The sequence below is a fragment of the Streptomyces sp. NPDC014006 genome (assembly GCF_043088925.1).
In the GTDB taxonomy this organism is placed as follows: Bacteria; Actinomycetota; Actinomycetes; order Streptomycetales; family Streptomycetaceae; genus Streptomyces.
This window is the reverse complement of record NZ_JBICAJ010000004.1, coordinates 208,906-224,337: the sequence shown is the minus strand read 5'-3', so window position 1 is coordinate 224,337 and position 15,432 is coordinate 208,906. Positions and strand designations below refer to the sequence as shown.

Annotated in this window: 17 protein-coding genes; 9 read left to right on the top strand and 8 right to left on the bottom strand. The window is 73.5% G+C overall.

Translation table 11 applies throughout. From position 1 onward, the window contains the following. Positions 1-73: 73 nt before the first annotated feature. The 3 genes from ACF1GV_RS16245 to ACF1GV_RS16235 all read right to left on the bottom strand — a co-directional run bounded on the left by ACF1GV_RS16245 (position 74) and on the right by ACF1GV_RS16235 (position 3,295). Positions 74-562, bottom strand: a complete 489-nt coding sequence (locus ACF1GV_RS16245) for an SRPBCC family protein (RefSeq protein ID WP_391680780.1) — start codon at positions 560-562, stop codon at positions 74-76. 183 nt (positions 563-745) lie between these two features. After that, the gene (locus tag ACF1GV_RS16240) at positions 746-1,627 is read right to left on the bottom strand and encodes a YegS/Rv2252/BmrU family lipid kinase (RefSeq protein WP_391680777.1); all 882 of its coding nucleotides are present in this window, start codon (positions 1,625-1,627) and stop codon (positions 746-748) included. A 69-nt stretch (positions 1,628-1,696) separates the two neighbouring features. Then, complete coding sequence (locus ACF1GV_RS16235) at positions 1,697-3,295, bottom strand: FAD-binding oxidoreductase (protein WP_391681608.1); 1,599 nt, start codon at positions 3,293-3,295, stop codon at positions 1,697-1,699. A gap of 147 nt (positions 3,296-3,442) precedes the next feature. Between ACF1GV_RS16235 and ACF1GV_RS16230 the strand changes: the two genes are divergently transcribed. The 7 genes from ACF1GV_RS16230 to ACF1GV_RS16200 all read left to right on the top strand — a co-directional run bounded on the left by ACF1GV_RS16230 (position 3,443) and on the right by ACF1GV_RS16200 (position 8,948). Further along, the gene (locus tag ACF1GV_RS16230; RefSeq protein ID WP_391680775.1) at positions 3,443-4,042 is read left to right on the top strand and encodes a TetR/AcrR family transcriptional regulator; all 600 of its coding nucleotides are present in this window, start codon (positions 3,443-3,445) and stop codon (positions 4,040-4,042) included. Next, positions 4,039-5,610: an FAD-dependent oxidoreductase gene (locus tag ACF1GV_RS16225; RefSeq protein WP_391680772.1), complete on the top strand. Its 1,572-nt coding sequence runs from the start codon at positions 4,039-4,041 to the stop codon at positions 5,608-5,610. Before ACF1GV_RS16230 ends, ACF1GV_RS16225 begins: the two co-directional genes overlap by 4 nt. A 316-nt stretch (positions 5,611-5,926) precedes the next feature. Continuing rightward, positions 5,927-6,547 (top strand): DUF6230 family protein, encoded by a 621-nt coding sequence (locus ACF1GV_RS16220; RefSeq protein WP_391680769.1) that lies wholly within the window; start codon positions 5,927-5,929, stop codon positions 6,545-6,547. Then, on the top strand, positions 6,538-7,128 hold the full coding sequence (locus ACF1GV_RS16215) for a DUF6114 domain-containing protein (RefSeq protein ID WP_391680766.1): 591 nt from the start codon (positions 6,538-6,540) through the stop codon (positions 7,126-7,128). Before ACF1GV_RS16220 ends, ACF1GV_RS16215 begins: the two co-directional genes overlap by 10 nt. Further along, entirely contained in the window at positions 7,125-7,784 is a 660-nt protein-coding gene (locus ACF1GV_RS16210; RefSeq protein WP_391680763.1) for a hypothetical protein, read from the top strand. Before ACF1GV_RS16215 ends, ACF1GV_RS16210 begins: the two co-directional genes overlap by 4 nt. A 264-nt stretch (positions 7,785-8,048) precedes the next feature. Beyond that, entirely contained in the window at positions 8,049-8,504 is a 456-nt protein-coding gene (locus ACF1GV_RS16205; protein ID WP_363264211.1) for a TerB family tellurite resistance protein, read from the top strand. Between the two features lie 75 nt (positions 8,505-8,579). After that, positions 8,580-8,948, top strand: a complete 369-nt coding sequence (locus ACF1GV_RS16200) for a DUF4190 domain-containing protein (protein WP_391680760.1) — start codon at positions 8,580-8,582, stop codon at positions 8,946-8,948. A 65-nt stretch (positions 8,949-9,013) separates the two neighbouring features. Here ACF1GV_RS16200 and ACF1GV_RS16195 read toward each other — a convergent pair whose 3' ends face one another. From ACF1GV_RS16195 to ACF1GV_RS16180, 4 genes are all read right to left on the bottom strand, one after another. After that, complete coding sequence (locus ACF1GV_RS16195; protein WP_391680757.1) at positions 9,014-10,606, bottom strand: MFS transporter; 1,593 nt, start codon at positions 10,604-10,606, stop codon at positions 9,014-9,016. A gap of 72 nt (positions 10,607-10,678) precedes the next feature. Next, positions 10,679-11,155, bottom strand: coding sequence for a MarR family winged helix-turn-helix transcriptional regulator (locus tag ACF1GV_RS16190; RefSeq protein WP_391680754.1), 477 nt, complete (start codon positions 11,153-11,155; stop codon positions 10,679-10,681). 72 nt (positions 11,156-11,227) lie between these two features. Beyond that, the gene (locus ACF1GV_RS16185; RefSeq protein WP_391680752.1) at positions 11,228-11,908 is read right to left on the bottom strand and encodes an ABC transporter ATP-binding protein; all 681 of its coding nucleotides are present in this window, start codon (positions 11,906-11,908) and stop codon (positions 11,228-11,230) included. Further along, complete coding sequence (locus ACF1GV_RS16180) at positions 11,905-12,990, bottom strand: ABC transporter permease (protein WP_391680749.1); 1,086 nt, start codon at positions 12,988-12,990, stop codon at positions 11,905-11,907. Before ACF1GV_RS16180 ends, ACF1GV_RS16185 begins: the two co-directional genes overlap by 4 nt. A gap of 216 nt (positions 12,991-13,206) precedes the next feature. On the opposite strand from ACF1GV_RS16180, the gene ACF1GV_RS16175 reads away from it, so the two are divergent. Both ACF1GV_RS16175 and ACF1GV_RS16170 read left to right on the top strand, forming a co-directional pair. Then, positions 13,207-14,430 (top strand): sensor histidine kinase, encoded by a 1,224-nt coding sequence (locus tag ACF1GV_RS16175; protein WP_391680746.1) that lies wholly within the window; start codon positions 13,207-13,209, stop codon positions 14,428-14,430. Then, entirely contained in the window at positions 14,427-15,062 is a 636-nt protein-coding gene (locus tag ACF1GV_RS16170) for a response regulator (RefSeq protein WP_391680743.1), read from the top strand. Before ACF1GV_RS16175 ends, ACF1GV_RS16170 begins: the two co-directional genes overlap by 4 nt. Before the next feature lie 4 nt (positions 15,063-15,066). On the opposite strand, the gene ACF1GV_RS16165 is transcribed toward ACF1GV_RS16170, so the two are convergent. Next, complete coding sequence (locus ACF1GV_RS16165; protein ID WP_391680740.1) at positions 15,067-15,426, bottom strand: transglycosylase family protein; 360 nt, start codon at positions 15,424-15,426, stop codon at positions 15,067-15,069. Positions 15,427-15,432: the final 6 nt, after the last annotated feature.

Here is a 15,432-nt window from a genome sequence, read left to right as displayed (position 1 = left end):
GAACCTCCCTGCGAGAAGTCATACGTCCTGTGAGGTGACTGTGCAGGTGGTGCAGGGAGATGATGCCGGAGGTCTACGCGCGTTGGCCAGAGGGCGGTTCATCCACGCTCTCGACCAGGCGGGCGAGCCGGTCGAGCGCCATGCGGGTGCCGGTCTCGTTGTCCTCGGGGTGTACGGCGTCCGGGATGCCCTCGTGCACGACGAGCACGTGCGTGCCGCCGCCGTCCGCGTCGGTGAGGGTGGTCGTCATCGTCATGCGGCCGCGCAGGCAGGGGTCGTCGGTCTCGAACTCCAGCACTTCCACGACCTTCGCGTCCGGGACCAGCTCGGCGAAGTGGCCGCGGTAAGTGTCCGTCCGCGCGGCCGACTTGCCCTCGGTCCCGGGAGCGTCGTAGCTGAGGGAGACGCGGAAGCCTCCCCCGGGGCGGGCGTCGAACTCATGGACCCGGCTGGTCATCCCGGCCGGCACGCGCCACCGCGCGATCGCGTCCGCGTCGAGCAGGGCCCGGTAGACGGCCGAACGGGGAGCACGGACATGCCGGGAAAGCCGGGTCGTGTACATGGGCCCAGCCTAGGCCGGAGGCCGCGGCTGGGCCGTCGGTGCCGGTGCGTGGGTTCGGTGTCAGGAGCCGCCGGTGGCGGGCAGCGCGTTCTGCCGGTGCTTCACCGCGGAGGACGATCCGCCGGCGGCCGAGGCACGAGATCCCGTCCGCGATGTCACCGCTGTCGTCTTCGATCCTCGCCGTCAGTACAGGACGCGCAACGCCCCGGGCAGCACCCGTGCCGTGACGGGCAGGACGGCGTCCACCTCGCCGTCGGCGCCGTACGGCACCGGGCGGTCGGCCTCGATGCGGATCTCGCGGCCGCGCACCACCCGCACCTGGGGGCGGGTCACGTGGGCGCCGGTGGCCAGTTCGTTCATCAGGGCGAAGAAGAGCCGGCGGGGGGCGTGCTCGATCATGACGACGTCCAGCAGGCCGTCGTCGACGCGGGCGCCCGGGGCGATCATGCGGCCGGAGCCGTAGTACGGGGAGTTGGCGGCGACGACGGTGTAGCCGCGGTGGGTGTGCTCCGTACCGTCCACGGTGACGCGGTAGTTCGCCGCCCGCCAGGTGGTCACCGCGCGCAGCCCGCCGGCGTAGTAGGAAGCGGAGCCGCGCAGCAGGCGGGAGTGGTTGGCGTGGCGGTTGGCGAGCGCGTCGACGCCCGCGTACACGCTGCCGAGCACGACCGCCTTGTGGTGGACGGCGGACTCGACCTCGATGGTGTCCACCGGGCGCGGCTTGCCCTCCAGCAGCAGCCGTGCGAGGGCGTCGGGTTCGTCCGGCAGGCCGAGGGCGCGGGCGAAGTCGTTGCCCCGGCCGGCGGGGACCAGCCCGAGCACCGACCCGGTGCCGCTGAGGGCGCCCCCGATGCCGCCGGCGATGCCGTCGCCGCCGACGGCGAGCACGACCCGGCCCGCTTCCCCGGCGCTGCGGGCGATGTCCTGGGCGTGGGCCAGGCTGCGGCTGTACTCGGTGTCCAAGTCGGCCCCGGCCGCCCGCAGCGCGTGGGCGACCCGCAGCAGCGCGGCCGCGGCGGTCGAGCCGCCCGCGGTGGGGTTGACGACGGCGGTGAACTGTCGCATGGGTGAGCCTCCGGGGCGGTCGAGCGGGCGGGCCGAGGGGATGTGGCCGAGGGAACCGGCCGAAGCGTTTCAGTCGGTCGGGAGCAGGACGCCGGGGTTGAGCAGTCCGTGCGGGTCCAGTCGCCGTTTGACGGCCTGCAGCGCCGCCACGCCGAGCGGGCCGGCCTCCCGCACGTACCAGTCGCGGTGGTCGGTGCCCACGCCGTGGTGATGGCTGATGGTGCCACCGGCGGCGAGGATCGCCTCGTTGGCGGCGTGCTTGGCCCGCGTCCAGTGCGCCACGGGGTCGTCCTCGCCCTGCGCGGACACGACGGTGAAGTACAGCGAGGCGCCGTTGTCGTAGACGTGGGAGATGTGGCACATCACCAGCGGCGGGGTGCCCGCCTCGGTCAGCGTCGCCGTGAGCGCGTCGCGTACGGCCGTGTACAGGCCTGGGATGCGCGACCAGAAGGCGGCGGTCTCCAGCGTCTCGGCGAACGCACCCGCGTCGAGGAGGGAGTCACGCAGGTAGGGGGCGGAGTAGCGGCCGCGCGCCCAGCGTTCTCCCGGTTCCGCGCCGAGGCAGGTGCCGCCGAGTCCGGCGAGGACAGCGGCGGCGCCCTCGCGGCGGTGGGCGGTGTCCTCCTCGGTGCCCTCGAAACCGACGATCGCCAGGCAGCCGGCGTCGCTCGGCAGGCCGTTCGCGCCGATGGCGTCGGGCTGGGCGAGGCCGATGAGCGTCTCCGTCTCGTCGGACAGCCGCAGCACCGTGGGGCGCGGCCCGTCCTGGGCGAGCCGGCGCAGGGCCGCACCGCCCTCGGCGAAGGAGGCGAAGCGCCAGCCCTCGTAGCGGCGAACCTGCGGCACCGGCCGAAGGCGCAGGGTCACGGAGGTGATCACGCCGAAGGCGCCCTCGGAGCCGAGGACGAGCTGGCGCAGATCGGGTCCGGCGGCCGAGCGGGGGGCGCGGCCCGCGTCGAGGGTGCCCTCGGGGGTGGCGAGGGTGAGGCCCAGCACCATGTCGTCGAACCGGCCATAGCCGGCGGACGCCTGCCCGCTGGAGCGCGCTGCGGCGAAGCCGCCGATGGTGGCCCACTCATAGGACTGCGGGAAGTGGCCGAGCGTGAACCCGTGCTCGGCCAGCAGCGCTTCGGCCTGCGGGGCGCGCAGGCCGGGCTGCACGGTGGCCGTGCGGGAGACGGGGTCGATGTCGAGCAGTTGGTCCATGCGGCGCAGGTCGAGGGCGACGAAGGGGCCGCGCCGCTCGGGGGCGAGGCCGCCCACGACGGAGGTGCCGCCGCCGAACGGTACGACGGGGAGCCGGTGGCGGGCGCAGACGCGCAGGACGGCGACGACGTCGTCGTGCCCGGCCGGCAGTACGACGGCGGCCGGGACGTCGCTTACGTCGGCGGCGCGGATGCGCAGCAGGTCGGGGGTGGACTTGCCGCGGGTGTGCCGGAGCCGGGTCTCGGCGTCCGTGCGGACGTGGTCCTCGTCGCCGACGGCGGCGGCCAGCTCCCGCCGTACGGCCTGATCGAGCGGCGAGTCGGGGACGGCGATGTCCGCCAGGCCCGGCGGCTCGGCCTCGCGGGGCTTGACTCCCAGCATCTCGCGCAGCAGGCCGATCACCGGCTCGGGCAGCGGTGCCGCCTTGGCCGGGTCGCCCCAGCCGTTCCACAGCATGTCCACGGCGCTTGTCCTCATCTGTCGGTCGATTGACCTCTCGATCCATCGATCTGTCGATCCATCGATCTGTCGGCCCGGGTCGGCGTCGGTCGGCGCGGCGCGGGGACGCCCGGGGGCGGTCACCGCGGCGCGGGCGTTACACTGTGACACATGACGCCTATTCGTCACAACGATGGGGACAACGATCCGGTGCTCGACGCGGCGCGCGACTGCGTTCTGGCCGTCGGCGTCCGCCGCACGACCCTGACCGACGTGGCGCGCCGCGCGGGCGTCTCCCGGATGACGCTGTACCGGCGCTGGCCCGATGTGCGCTCCCTGGTCGGCGACCTGATGACGCGCGAGTGGGTCGGGGTGGCGACCGCCGCCATGCCTCAGCGCACGCCGGGCCGCAGCGCGCGGGAACTCATCGTCGAGGGGCTGACGCATGGAGTCGAGGCCTTCCGCGCCCATCCGCTCTTCAACAAGATCCTCGACGTCGACCCCGAACTGCTCCTGCCGTACGTGCTGGACCGGCGCGGCGCGAGCCAGGAAGCCCTGCTGGGCCTGCTGACCGACGGCGTGCGCGACGGTCACTCCGACGGATCGGTCCGCCCCGGCCATCCCGAACGCCAGGCCCGCGCCCTGCTGCTCGTCGTCCAGTCCTTCACGCTGTCACTGCGGACGATGACCGACGAGGACGACCCGGACCTCAACGCCGCCGCTCTGCTCGGGGAGTTGCGGACCCTTCTGGAGAGGACCCTCACCCCATGAGCACCGACGCCCCGCACCCCGGCTCATCCCTGTCCGCCGCGCGCCGTACGCGCGAACTCGCCACGACCGTCGGCGCCGAGCCGGTGGACGTCCTCGTCGTCGGGCTCGGCGCCACCGGCGCGGGAGTCGCCCTGGACGCGGCCGCCCGGGGGCTGACGGTCGCCGCCGTCGACGCGCACGATCTGGCCTTCGGCACCTCGCGCTGGAGTTCGAAGCTCATCCACGGCGGCCTGCGCTACCTCGCCTCCGCGCAGTTCGACGTGGCGCACGAGAGCGCCGTGGAGCGCGGCGTGCTGATGGAACGCACCGCCCCCCACCTGGTGCGCGCCCAGCCGTTCGTACTGCCGCTGACACCGCTGGTATCCCGCGGCCAGGCAGCGCTGGCGTGGGCCGGCTTCCGGGCCGGTGACGCACTGCGCCTGGCGGCGCGCACGGCCCGCGCCACACTGCCGGCGCCGCGCCGCCTGTCGGCGGTGGAGACCCGCACGCTCGCCCCCGGCCTGCGCTCGGGAGGGCTGCGCGGCGGCCTGCTCTCCTGGGACGGCAGGCTCACCGACGACGCCCGCCTGGTCACCGCCCTCGCCCGCACCGCGGCGGCACACGGCGCGCGCGTCCTGACCCGGGTGCGAGCCCTGGAGCTGTCCGGCACCGGCGCCCGGGTGCGCGACGAACTCACCGGCGAGGAGGGCTTCCTGCGCGCCCGCGCGGTCATCAACGCGACCGGCGTGTGGGCGGACGGCCTGGTCGACGGCATCCGGATCCGCCCCTCTCGCGGCACCCACCTGGTGCTGCGCGCCGACCGCCTCGGCCCGCTGCCGGCCGGCCTGCACATCCCCGTTCCCGGCGAGACCAACCGTTTCGTCCTCGTCCTTCCGCAGGGCGACGGCCGGGTCTACGTGGGTCTCACCGACGAACCCGTCGAGGGACCGGTGCCGGACGTGCCGGAGGTGCCGGAGACGGACATCGGCTTCCTGCTCGACATCCTCGGCTCCGCGCTGGACACCCCACTGCACCGCGCCGACGTCGTGGGCGCCTTCGCGGGGCTGCGCCCCCTGCTGGACACGGCCGGTGACGGCACGCCGGCCAGGACCGCCGACATCTCCCGCCGGCATGCCGTGCTGACCTCCTCCGACGGGGTGGTCACCATCGTCGGCGGCAAGCTCACCACCTACCGGCGCATGGCCGAGGACGCCGTCGACCGCGCCGTCGCCACCCGCCGCCTCACCGCCGGCCCCTCCCTCACCGCCGCACTGCCCCTGGTCGGCGCCGCCGCCCCGGCCCGGCTCGGCGCACTGCCCGCGCCGCGCCGCCTCGTCCAGCGGTACGGCACGGAGGCCGCCGCTGTTCAGGCCGTCGCCGCGCACGACCCGCGCCTGGGTGAACCCGTCCTGCCCGGCCACCCGGTCACCGGGGCCGAACTGCTGTGGGCCGTGCGCCACGAGGGCGCGCTCGACGCCGCGGACGTCCTCGACCGCCGTACCCGGATCGGTGTGGTGCCCGAGGACCGCGAGGCGGCACGGCCGGCGGCGGAGGAGATCGTCGGCGAGGTCCTGGCCACGCTCGGCTGACGCAAGCGCATACCGGGCCGGTCCGCTTCGGCAGCGAACCGGCCATGGTCACTGAAGAGAGCAACTACGCGCTGAGCGGCCCCAGTTGGCCGTTCAGCGCGTTTTCGCGCTGCGGAAACATGACCGAAACCGCGTTCCTCCGGCAACTATGCCAACGGCCGCTGGCACCTTTAACCTGACTCGTCAGTAAGTCCGCACTGCCTGCGGCGCGACCGACCCTCACAGCCTTCGGGTGCCCCCGCTCGTGCCGCCGGTCCCTCACCCCTCTCGCCCCCCGGGCGCCCTTTTCTGCACCCGCACCGAAAGGACACAGAGGATGAAAGACCAGCAAGGCAGACAGGTGGTCGGCCGGATCCGGTGGCGGCGGTTCGCACTGCTCGCCGTTCCCGGCTGTGCGGCCACCGCCGCGCTCGGCATCGCGCTGGCGCAGGGCGCCGTCGCCGCCTCGTTCGCCGTCTCGGGCCAGCAGTTCAAGGTGTCCGCCGACAGCCTCACCGGTCAGGGGTTCGCCCAGTACGGCACCATCGACACCAACGCCCGGGGCGACCTCCTCCCGGTCGCCACCGTCGGCATCCGCACCGCGAGGATCAACAACCTCTGCCAGTCGGTGGTCACCAAGCTCCCCGTCCTCGGTAACATCTCGCTCACCCTGACCGCCGGCGCCGGGGACACGCCCGTCGAGGCGGAGAACCTCTTCCTCGACGCCACCCAGCTGGAGGGCGACGCCGCCTTCCACACCATCGAGATCGGCCGCGACGCCTCCACCCTCGACAAGGGGCCCGACGGTGCGCAGGGCATGCAGGACGCCTTCTCGCAGCAGGCCGACGACCTGCAGATCAACGGCCTCAGGCAGGTGGCATGGGCCGCCAACGCAGGCACGTTCAAGCTGTCCGGGCTCAAGATGAAGATCGCCAAGGGCAAGAAGGAATGTTTCTGAGCCGGCGTGCGTGGCGCACCTGGCGCCGCAGCCGTCCCTTCTGGGGCGGCCTGGCCACGGTCGTCGCCGGGAGCGAGATCTGCATCCTCCCGCTCGCCCCGCTCGAGGTCATGCTCAAACAGGGCGTCGCCGGACTGCCGTCCGTCCTGCTCGGGCTGGTCATGATCGTGCTGGGCCTGTCCGCGTGGGTCGCCCCGCACCACCGCGGCCTGGCGGGCGTCCTGACCGTGCTCCTGGCCGTCGCCGCCCTGGTCATGTCCAACCTCGGCGGGTTCCTGTTCGGCACCGTCCTCGGCATCGTGGGCGGCTCCATGATCTTCGCCTGGCAGCCGGTGCCGGCCGCGGACGCTCCGGCCGAACCGACCGCCGAAGCACCGGCCGACACGGATGCCGCCGAGCCCGCGGCGACACCGGCCACCACCGAGTCAGCCGAGCCCACGACGACGACACCCACCGAGTCCGCCGAGCCCCGTCTCGGCACCCGCGGTTCGCCACCCCCCACAGGCGCCACCGTGCACCGCATCGCACCGACCGTTGCCGTCCCGCCAGCCGCTCCGCACGGAAAGGGATCCACACCATGACACCTCCCCACAGTGTCCGCGCGCTCCTCGCCTCGGCCACCGGCGCCGCGGCCACCGCCGCGCTGCTGTTCGCCGGCCCGGCCGCCGAGGCGCAGACCGCCGCCGGGTCGACCACGGTCACCCCGGCCGGGCACGCCTACAAGGCCACGCTGTCCGGCAAGGCCACGTTCAAGGCCGGTTCCGTGACCCTCACCTGTTCGGTCTCCTCCACGACCGGCCAGGTCCCCGTCGCGCCCGCCAACCACAACGACGCCGGCCCGGTGTCCTCCACCCTCGCCGCTCCCACCTTCAGCTCGTGCACATCCAGCCTGCCCGGCGTCACCCCCACGGTCACCACCAGCGGCACGTGGGGCATCTCGGTCCAGAACGGCGCGCCGAGCAGCGCGACTCTGACCGTCCCCCAGGGCGGCCTGGTCGTCAAGACGAGCGGCCTGGCCACCTGCACGATCACCTCCGCGCCCGGCGGCCCGGCGCCCATCGCGGGCAGCTGGACCAACGGCGCGCCCTCCGGCCTGGCCTTCGCCAACGCCGTCGTACCCGTGACCGTCACCGGCACGTTCGGCTGCCCGACCAGCGCCACGACCTCCACCGTCAACCTGGCGTACACCGTGGCCGACACGACCGATCCCGCCCAGCAGATCACCGTCGGCGCCTGACCCGACCGGTCCCGGGGTGCGCAGGGTCCGTCCTGCGCACCCCTTGACGTACGAGTCGTTCTACAGCCGTTCGTATGACGCGCCCTCAGACGAGGGAGAGGAAGGACTGATCCCGGAACGTCGCGGGGCCGTCGTTCGTATCAAGGAGGGGAAGCCGCACGACCCGTCACCCCCCTCCTGATAGTTTCTACAGCGCTGTAGAAGTTCACCGCAGCCCCGGCCCCTCCCCGGCCGGGGACAGCTCACTACTCGTATGGAGTCGGCATGGCCCTCTGGGACCGCATCAAGGACTCGGCATCGCAGATGCAGACGCAGCTCGTCGCGAAGAAGAACGACCTGAAGAGCGGCGCCTTCCGCGACGCGAGCATGGCGATGTGCGCGCTCGTCGCGGCCGCCGACGGCACCGTCGACCCCTCGGAGCGCCAGCGGGTGGCCCAGCTCATCGCCGGCAACGAGGTGCTGCAGAACTTCCCGGCGGACGATCTGCGCCGCCGGTTCGAGGACAACCTGAACAAGCTGACCGCCGACTTCGCCTTCGGCAAGGTCAGCGTCCTGCAGGAGATCGCCAAGGCGAAGAAGAAGCCCGCCGAGGCGCGCGCCGTCATCCAGATCGGCATCGTCATCGGCGGCGCCGACGGCAACTTCGACAAGGACGAGCAGGCCGTGGTCCGCGAGGCGTGCTACGCGCTGGACCTGCCGCCGCACGAGTTCGACCTCTGAGGCGATGCCATAGCATCACCTCGCGCGGGCGGGAGCGGCTCGCCGGTAGACGGAAAACACTTCGGGGGGCCGACCGTGAGCAGTACGGACCGCAGCCGTCCGGCGGCCCAGGGCGCGACGCCCTCGCCCGCGGGTCGCAACCGTGCCGCGAACGTCAGCGGCTTCTTCGCGCTGGGCGCGGTCGCCTCGCTCGGCAACTTCGCCACCGGCCTCGCCTGGATCAACCCGGGCATCTTCGTGGCCATGGCGGTGCTGTGCGCGCTGATCGCCATCCCCGCCGGTCATGTGGGCCGCTTCCGCGGCCGACGGCTGGGCGGCGAGGGGCGCGGGCTGGCGCTGGCCGGCATCCTGACGGGCTGGCTGGTGCTGGTGGTGTGTGTCCTGGCCGGGCTGGCCCTCCTGGGACTCGTCGCCGGTCTCGCGGTGGTGGTGGACCACATCTGACGACCCGACGTCCCGATGGCCCCCGCGGCGCCGCTCACGCCACGGGGGCCGGGTTCCGGCGTCCCTCAGTGCCGGGGCGGCTCCGGGGTACGACGTACACCGGCCGCGGCCAGCAGGGCGCCGACGACGCACAGCACGCCGGCGACCAGGACGGCCGTGTGGACGCCGTTCATGAAGGCCTGGTGGCCGCCCTCGGCGACGGCCGCCTTCAGATCGGCCGGCATCCGCGCGGAGACCGGGGCGACGCCCATGGCCACCGCGTCCTTCGCCTCGCTCAGCGCGGCCGCCGTCGGCGCGGGCACGCCGGCCGCGGTCAGTTCGCCGGTGAGGGTGGCGGCGACCCCGCTGCCGATGAGCGACACCAGCACGGACGTGCCGAGCGCGCCGCCGATCTGCAGCGCGGTGGCCTGCAACCCGCCCGCCACGCCGCCGTCCCGCACCGGGGCGTTGCCGACGATCGCGTCGGAGGAGGACGACATCACCATGCCCACGCCGAGGCCCAGCGCGATGAACGGCGGCCACAGCGCCCCGTAGGACGAGTGGGCGCTCCAGCCGAGCACGGCGAAACAGGCGGCGGCCTGCAGCACCATGCCGAGCGGCATCGTGAACCGGGGGCCGAACCGGTCGGTGAGCGCCGCTCCGAGCGGTGAGGCCACGACCGAGGCGAGGCTCAGCGGCAAGGTGCGCACCCCGGCTTCGACGGGGGTGAAGCCGCGAACGTTCTGCAGGTACAGCATGACGAAGAAGATCACGCCGAGCAGGACGAAGAAGTTCAGTGCGGTGATGACCGTGCCGATGGTCAGCGCGGGGCTGCGGAACAGCCGCATGGGCAGCAGCGGTGAGGCGACGCGGGTCTCGACGAGGCCGAAGACCAGCAGGAGCACCACGCCGGCCGCGATCGCGCCCAGGGTGCCGCCGGAAGTCCAGCCCCACGTCTCGCCCTTGACCACGCCGAACACGACGGCGAGCAGTCCCAGGGCCAGCAGGACGACGCCCACGATGTCGAACTTCTCGTGCGCGACGTCGCCGTTCCTGCTCTGTGGCAGGACGAGCGCGCTGAAGACGATGGCGAGGACGCCGATCGGTGCGTTGATGCAGAAGACGGACTGCCAGTTGACGTGTTCCACCAGCAGGCCGCCGACGATGGGGCCGAGGGCGGTGGAGACCGAGGAGACCATCGCCCAGATGCCGACCGCCATGCCGAACTTCCGCGGCGGGAAGACCGCGCGCAGCATGCCGAGTGTGTTCGGCATGAGCAGGGCGCCGAAGAAGCCCTGGCCCGCGCGGAAGGCGATGACTCCGGCGATGGATCCGGACAGGCCGATGGCGACGGACGCGGCGGTGAATCCGGCCACGCCGACGAGGTAGAAGGTGCGGCGTCCGAAGCGGTCACCGAGCTTGCCGCCGAGGATCAGCGCGGCGGCGAGGGCCAGCAGATAGGAGTTGGTGACCCACTGCAGGTCGGCGGTGGAGGCGTGCAGGTCCCGGCCGATCTCGGGGTTGGCGATCGAGACGACCGAGCCGTCGAGACCGACCATGAACAGGCCGAACGCGACGGCGACGAGGGTCAGCCAGGGGTTGGCACGCACCCCGCGGGGTGCGTCCGCGGGCGTGGCAGCGGCCGGTGGTGCGGGAGAACGGAGCATGTCCGAGGGCATGACGAGGTGATGTCCTTCAAGAAGACAGGGGAAGAGAGGAACAACCCGGACACAGGGCGCGGGCGGCACAGGTCAGCGGGTGATGTGGCCGTGGAGGTGCCGGCTCAGCGAGTTGAGTGCGCCCAGCGCGGAGCCGAGGGCGTCCATCTCGCCGTCGGTGAGGTTGCGCAGCGCGCGGGCGAGGTGAGCGCCCATCAGGGCGTCGACCTCGGTGATGCGCGCTCGCGCGGTCCCTGTGAGGTGAAGGTGTGCGACGCGTTTGTCGGCGGGGTCCGGCCGGCGTTCCAGCAGTCCCTGCTCGGTCAGCTGCGTGACGAGGGCGCTGACGTTGTTCGGCTTTATCAGCAGCGCCTCGGCGGCTTGCCGCACGGTGACGCCCTCGTGGGCCCCGACGTGACGCAGCAGCGCCAGCTGGGCCTCGGGCGGCTTGGGGTGCGGGAACTCCCGGTCGGCGTGCCGCTCGATGGCCCGGGACAGCGCGGGCAGGCACGCCACGAGGCCGGCGGCCACGTGGTCGAGGTCCTGGGCGGACGCGCTGTGCGGGGGCATGAAGGGGATTATAAATATGACGAGATACCTATGCCAACATATCTTCACCGAGTCGGGCTCTCGGACGGGAGCTCACATCCGCGTGGACTCGCGCAGCCGCCCGTCGCGGACCTCCACGACCTGGTCGGCGTGGGCCAGATGGGCTCGGTCGTGGGTGACCAGCACGGTGGCCGTGGCCCGTTCGCGGGTCAGACGGGTGAGCAGGTCGAGCACGGCGGCGCCGCGCGCCTGGTCCAGCGCGCTGGTGGGCTCGTCGACCAGCAGGACGGTCGCCTCGTTCATCAACGCGCGGGCGATGGCGACGCGTTGCCGCTGGCCTCCGGAGAGCTGCTGGGGGCGCCGGGCGGCCTGAGCGGACAGACCGACGTCCTCCAGCAGCTCCAGGGCCCTCGCGCGCGCCGCGCCGGGACGGCGGCCCGCGAGATGGGCCATGACCTGGAGCTGTTCGACGGCGGTGAGCGAGGGCAGCAGGCTGGGCTGCTGGAACACCAGCCCGATCCGCCGCCGGCGCAGCGCGGTCAGCTCGGCCCGGGACAGGCCGGTGGTGGCGGTGCCGTCGACGGTGACCGTGCCGTGGTCCGGGGTCAGCAGGGTGGCCGCGACGGCCAGCAGGCTGGACTTGCCGGAGCCGGAGGGGCCGACCACGGCGGTCAGGCTGCCCTTCGGCACGGTGAGGGTGACGTGGTCCAGGGCGGTCAGACGGCGGTCGCCGTCGGGGTAGGTGAGGGTGATGTCCTCGAGGTGCAGACTCATCGGGCGCTCCCCAGGGCGGTCAGCGGGTCGACGGAGGTGATACGGCGGACGGCCAGCGCGGCGCCGAGGGCACCGAGCAGGACCAGGACACCGGCGGGCACGAGGACCGTCGCGGGGGTGAGGACGAACGGCACCGCGCGCCCTGCGACGAGGGCGCCCACGGCGACGGCGAGGGCGGTGCCGACGAGGGTGCCGCCGGTCAGCACGGCGGCGGCCTGCCCGAGTGCGTCCGTCAGCAGCGTGCCGGTGGAGGCGCCGAGGGCCTTGAGGACGGCGATGTCACCGCTGCGCTGGATCGTCCACACGGTGAAGAAGGCGCCGACGACTAGGGCGGAGATGCCGAACAGGAAGGCACGCATCAGTTGCAGGGAGCCGTTCTCGGAGGTGTAGGAGCCGATGGCGGCCAGAGAGGCGTCCTTGGACACGGTCTCCGTGTGGGCCCGGGCATCGGCGGCCGCCAGGTCGGTACCGGGGGCCGTGGTCAGGGCGATCACCGTCGCGGTGGCACCGGCGCCGCCCCTCGGGGGCGCGGTGCCGCGCCAGGTGGTGAGGCTGGTCCAGACGACCGGGGTGTGGCTGAAGGACGCGTCTGCTTCCACGGCGGCCACCGTCAGCCGGTGTCCGGCGAGGGTGAGGGTGTCGCCGGCCTCGACGCCGAGGTCGTCGGCGGCCCCGGCCGACAGCACCGCCGAGCGGTCGTCGATCCGGTCACCGGCCGGTGCGAGGGGGGAGCCGGGCAGCACCCCGAAGACGGACACACCGGCGCTGCGCGTCCCCGCGGTGGCCTTCGCCGGGGTGATGCCGAGCGGTTCGGCACGCGTGACGCCGGGCATCGCGGCCCAGCGCCGCCACTGGTCCTCGGTGACCGTGGAGTCGGTGTACGACAGGTCGCGGCCCTCGGCAGGGGCCTCGAAGGCGATGCGGTCGGCGGGCAGGGAGGTGATCGCTGAGATGCTCTGCCGGCTCAGGCCCGCTGTCAGTCCGGACAGCAGGCCGACCAGCAGGGTGATCAGCACGATGACGGTGCCCATGAGGGCGAACCGCCCCTTGGCGAAGCGGAGGTCCCGCCAGGCGACGAACACGACTTTGGCCAGGCCTTTCTACGGAGGGTGAAGGGGAACGGCTCCAGCCTCCCTCCCGGACCGGTGCTCGGGCATCTCGCCGGGGAGTGCACTTCGCGGGGCGAAAGGTGCCGAGACGCTTGCACCTTTCGACAGAGGCGGCGGCCGGCGGACAAACCGTAAAGTGGCCCGGAGACCCTGCTCCCCCGATCACCGCGAACGCATGCGCAAAGGGCCGTGACCGCCACCACCTCACTCCTGACCACCCCGACGACCCGGGTCCTGACCTGGTGCCTGCATCTACTGGTCGTCGGGCTGCTCGCGCTGGCCGCCGTCCGGGCCGTCGCCTCCGGCGGGCCCCGTCCCGCGGCGGTCACCGCCGTCGCCGCGGTCTGCGGGCTCGTCTACGCGGCCGGTCCGCTGCTGCCCCGCGTGCGCGTCTCGCGCCGGGCGGCCGCGGTCTGGCTGGGCGCCGTCGGGGTCGTATGGCTGGGGTTGCTGACGCTGACCGCCGACGGGGTGTGGGTGGCGTTCCCGCTGTACTTCCTGCAGCTCCATCTGCTGCCACGGCGGGGTGCTGTGGTGGCCGTCGCCGCGACCGCGGCGGCCGCGATCGCCGGGTTCGCCGCGCACCAGGGTTCGTTCGGGCCCGCGATGGCGATCGGTCCGGCACTCGGCGCGGCCGTTGCGGTGGCCGTGGTGTGGGGCTATCAGGCCCTGTACCGGGAGAGCGAGCAGCGGCGCAGGCTGATCGAGGAGCTGACCGCGACGCGTGCCGACCTGGCCGTCGCCGAGCACACGGCCGGAGTGCTGGCCGAGCGGGAGCGGCTGGCCCGCGAGATCCACGACACGCTCGCCCAGGGGCTGTCCAGCATCCAGCTGCTGCTGACGGCGGCCGGGCGGGCGCTGCCCGGCGCTGCGGACGTCGCGGCCGGCCATGTCGAGCAGGCACGGCAGGCCGCGGTGGACAACCTCGCCGAGGCCCGGCGTTTCGTCGCCGCCCTCGCCCCACCGGCGCTGGACGGCAGCACGCTCGCCGACGCCCTGGAACGGCTGTGCGTCACCACGTCCGCGCGCCATCCGCTCACCGCGCGCCTGCACCGCACCGGCACGCCGGCGCCGCTGCCCACCGGGCACGAGGTGGCGCTGCTGCGCATCGCCCAGTCCGCCGTGTCCAACACCGTGCGCCACGCCCGCGCCACCCGTGTCGACGTCACGCTCGGCCACTCCGAGGCAGAGGTGACCCTGGACGTCGTCGACGACGGCACCGGCTTCGACCCCCAGCGGCTCCCCGTCCCCGACCCGGAGGGCGGCGGATTCGGCCTCACGGCCGTGCGGGCGCGGGTGCAGGACCTCGGCGGCACCCTCGCCCTCACGTCGGCGCCGGGGCGGGGCACCGCCCTGAGCGTGCGGCTGCCCCTGACCGCGTCCACCCACTCCGAACCCGAGGCCCGCGCGTGACCGACACCCCCATCCGGCTGCTGCTGGCCGACGACCACCCCGTGGTGCGGGCCGGGCTGCGCGCCGTCCTGGAGACGGAGCCAGGTCTGGCCGTGGTGGCCGAGGCCGCCACCGCCGAAGAGGCTGTCGTACGGGCGGCCGGCGGAGACATCGACGTGGTGCTGATGGATCTGCAGTTCAAGGGAGGTATGAACGGCGCCGAGGCCACGGCCGCGATCACGGCGCGGCCGGGCGCGCCGCGCGTCGTCATCGTCACCACCTACGACTCCGACGCCGACACCCTGCCGGCCATCGAGGCCGGGGCCGCCGGTTACCTGTTGAAGGACGCTCGGCCCGAGGATCTGGCCGCGGCCGTGCGCACCGCGGCGGCCGGCCGTACGGCGCTGGCGCCGGCGGTCGCGGACCGGTTGCTGCACCGGCTGCGCACGCCGGGGACGTCGTTGACTCGGCGCGAGACGGAGGTGCTGGGCCTGGTGGCCGACGGGTTGTCGAACCAGGCCGTGGCCGGACGGCTGCACCTCACCGAGGGGACCGTGAAGTCGCATCTGGCGCGGGTGTACGCCAAGCTCGGCGTGGACTCGCGCACCGCCGCGGTCGCCGTCGCCACGGACCTGGGCCTGATCCGCCGCTGACGGGTCAGGCGCAGCCCCAGGCCGACATGCCCTGCTGGGCGGCCAGGCGCCGGGCGACCTTGATCTGCTGGCGCCGGGTGGCGAGGTCGGCGCGCGGCGCGTATCTGAGCCCGCCGGCCGCCCGCCAACTGGACCGGCTGAACTGCAGGCCACCGTAGTAGCCGTTGCCGGTGTTGGCCTGCCAGTTGCCCCCGGACTCGCAGGCCGCGATGGCGTCCCAGTCGGGCCCGAGCCGCGTTACGGCCTCGGCCGCCGTCCCGGCCGTGCTCAGCGCGGCAAGGGTCGTCACGAGCACCAGCGCTGTCCTCGCACGGCGGGACGGGCGGCCGGCGGCACGGTTCATCACACTCTGCAGCGATTCCATGACCGT

Coding starts and splice junctions, on each gene's coding strand:
- ACF1GV_RS16185 (WP_391680752.1), bottom strand. CDS start 11,908: ATGAGTCTGCACCTCGAGGACATCACCCTCACCTACCCCGACGGCGAC.
- ACF1GV_RS16195 (WP_391680757.1), bottom strand. CDS start 10,606: ATGCCCTCGGACATGCTCCGTTCTCCCGCACCACCGGCCGCTGCCACG.
- ACF1GV_RS16245 (WP_391680780.1), bottom strand. CDS start 562: ATGTACACGACCCGGCTTTCCCGGCATGTCCGTGCTCCCCGTTCGGCC.
- ACF1GV_RS16165 (WP_391680740.1), bottom strand. CDS start 15,426: ATGGAATCGCTGCAGAGTGTGATGAACCGTGCCGCCGGCCGCCCGTCC.
- ACF1GV_RS16190 (WP_391680754.1), bottom strand. CDS start 11,155: ATGCCCCCGCACAGCGCGTCCGCCCAGGACCTCGACCACGTGGCCGCC.
- ACF1GV_RS16225 (WP_391680772.1), top strand. CDS start 4,039: ATGAGCACCGACGCCCCGCACCCCGGCTCATCCCTGTCCGCCGCGCGC.
- ACF1GV_RS16210 (WP_391680763.1), top strand. CDS start 7,125: ATGACACCTCCCCACAGTGTCCGCGCGCTCCTCGCCTCGGCCACCGGC.
- ACF1GV_RS16230 (WP_391680775.1), top strand. CDS start 3,443: ATGACGCCTATTCGTCACAACGATGGGGACAACGATCCGGTGCTCGAC.
- ACF1GV_RS16215 (WP_391680766.1), top strand. CDS start 6,538: ATGTTTCTGAGCCGGCGTGCGTGGCGCACCTGGCGCCGCAGCCGTCCC.
- ACF1GV_RS16240 (WP_391680777.1), bottom strand. CDS start 1,627: ATGCGACAGTTCACCGCCGTCGTCAACCCCACCGCGGGCGGCTCGACC.
- ACF1GV_RS16220 (WP_391680769.1), top strand. CDS start 5,927: ATGAAAGACCAGCAAGGCAGACAGGTGGTCGGCCGGATCCGGTGGCGG.
- ACF1GV_RS16205 (WP_363264211.1), top strand. CDS start 8,049: ATGGCCCTCTGGGACCGCATCAAGGACTCGGCATCGCAGATGCAGACG.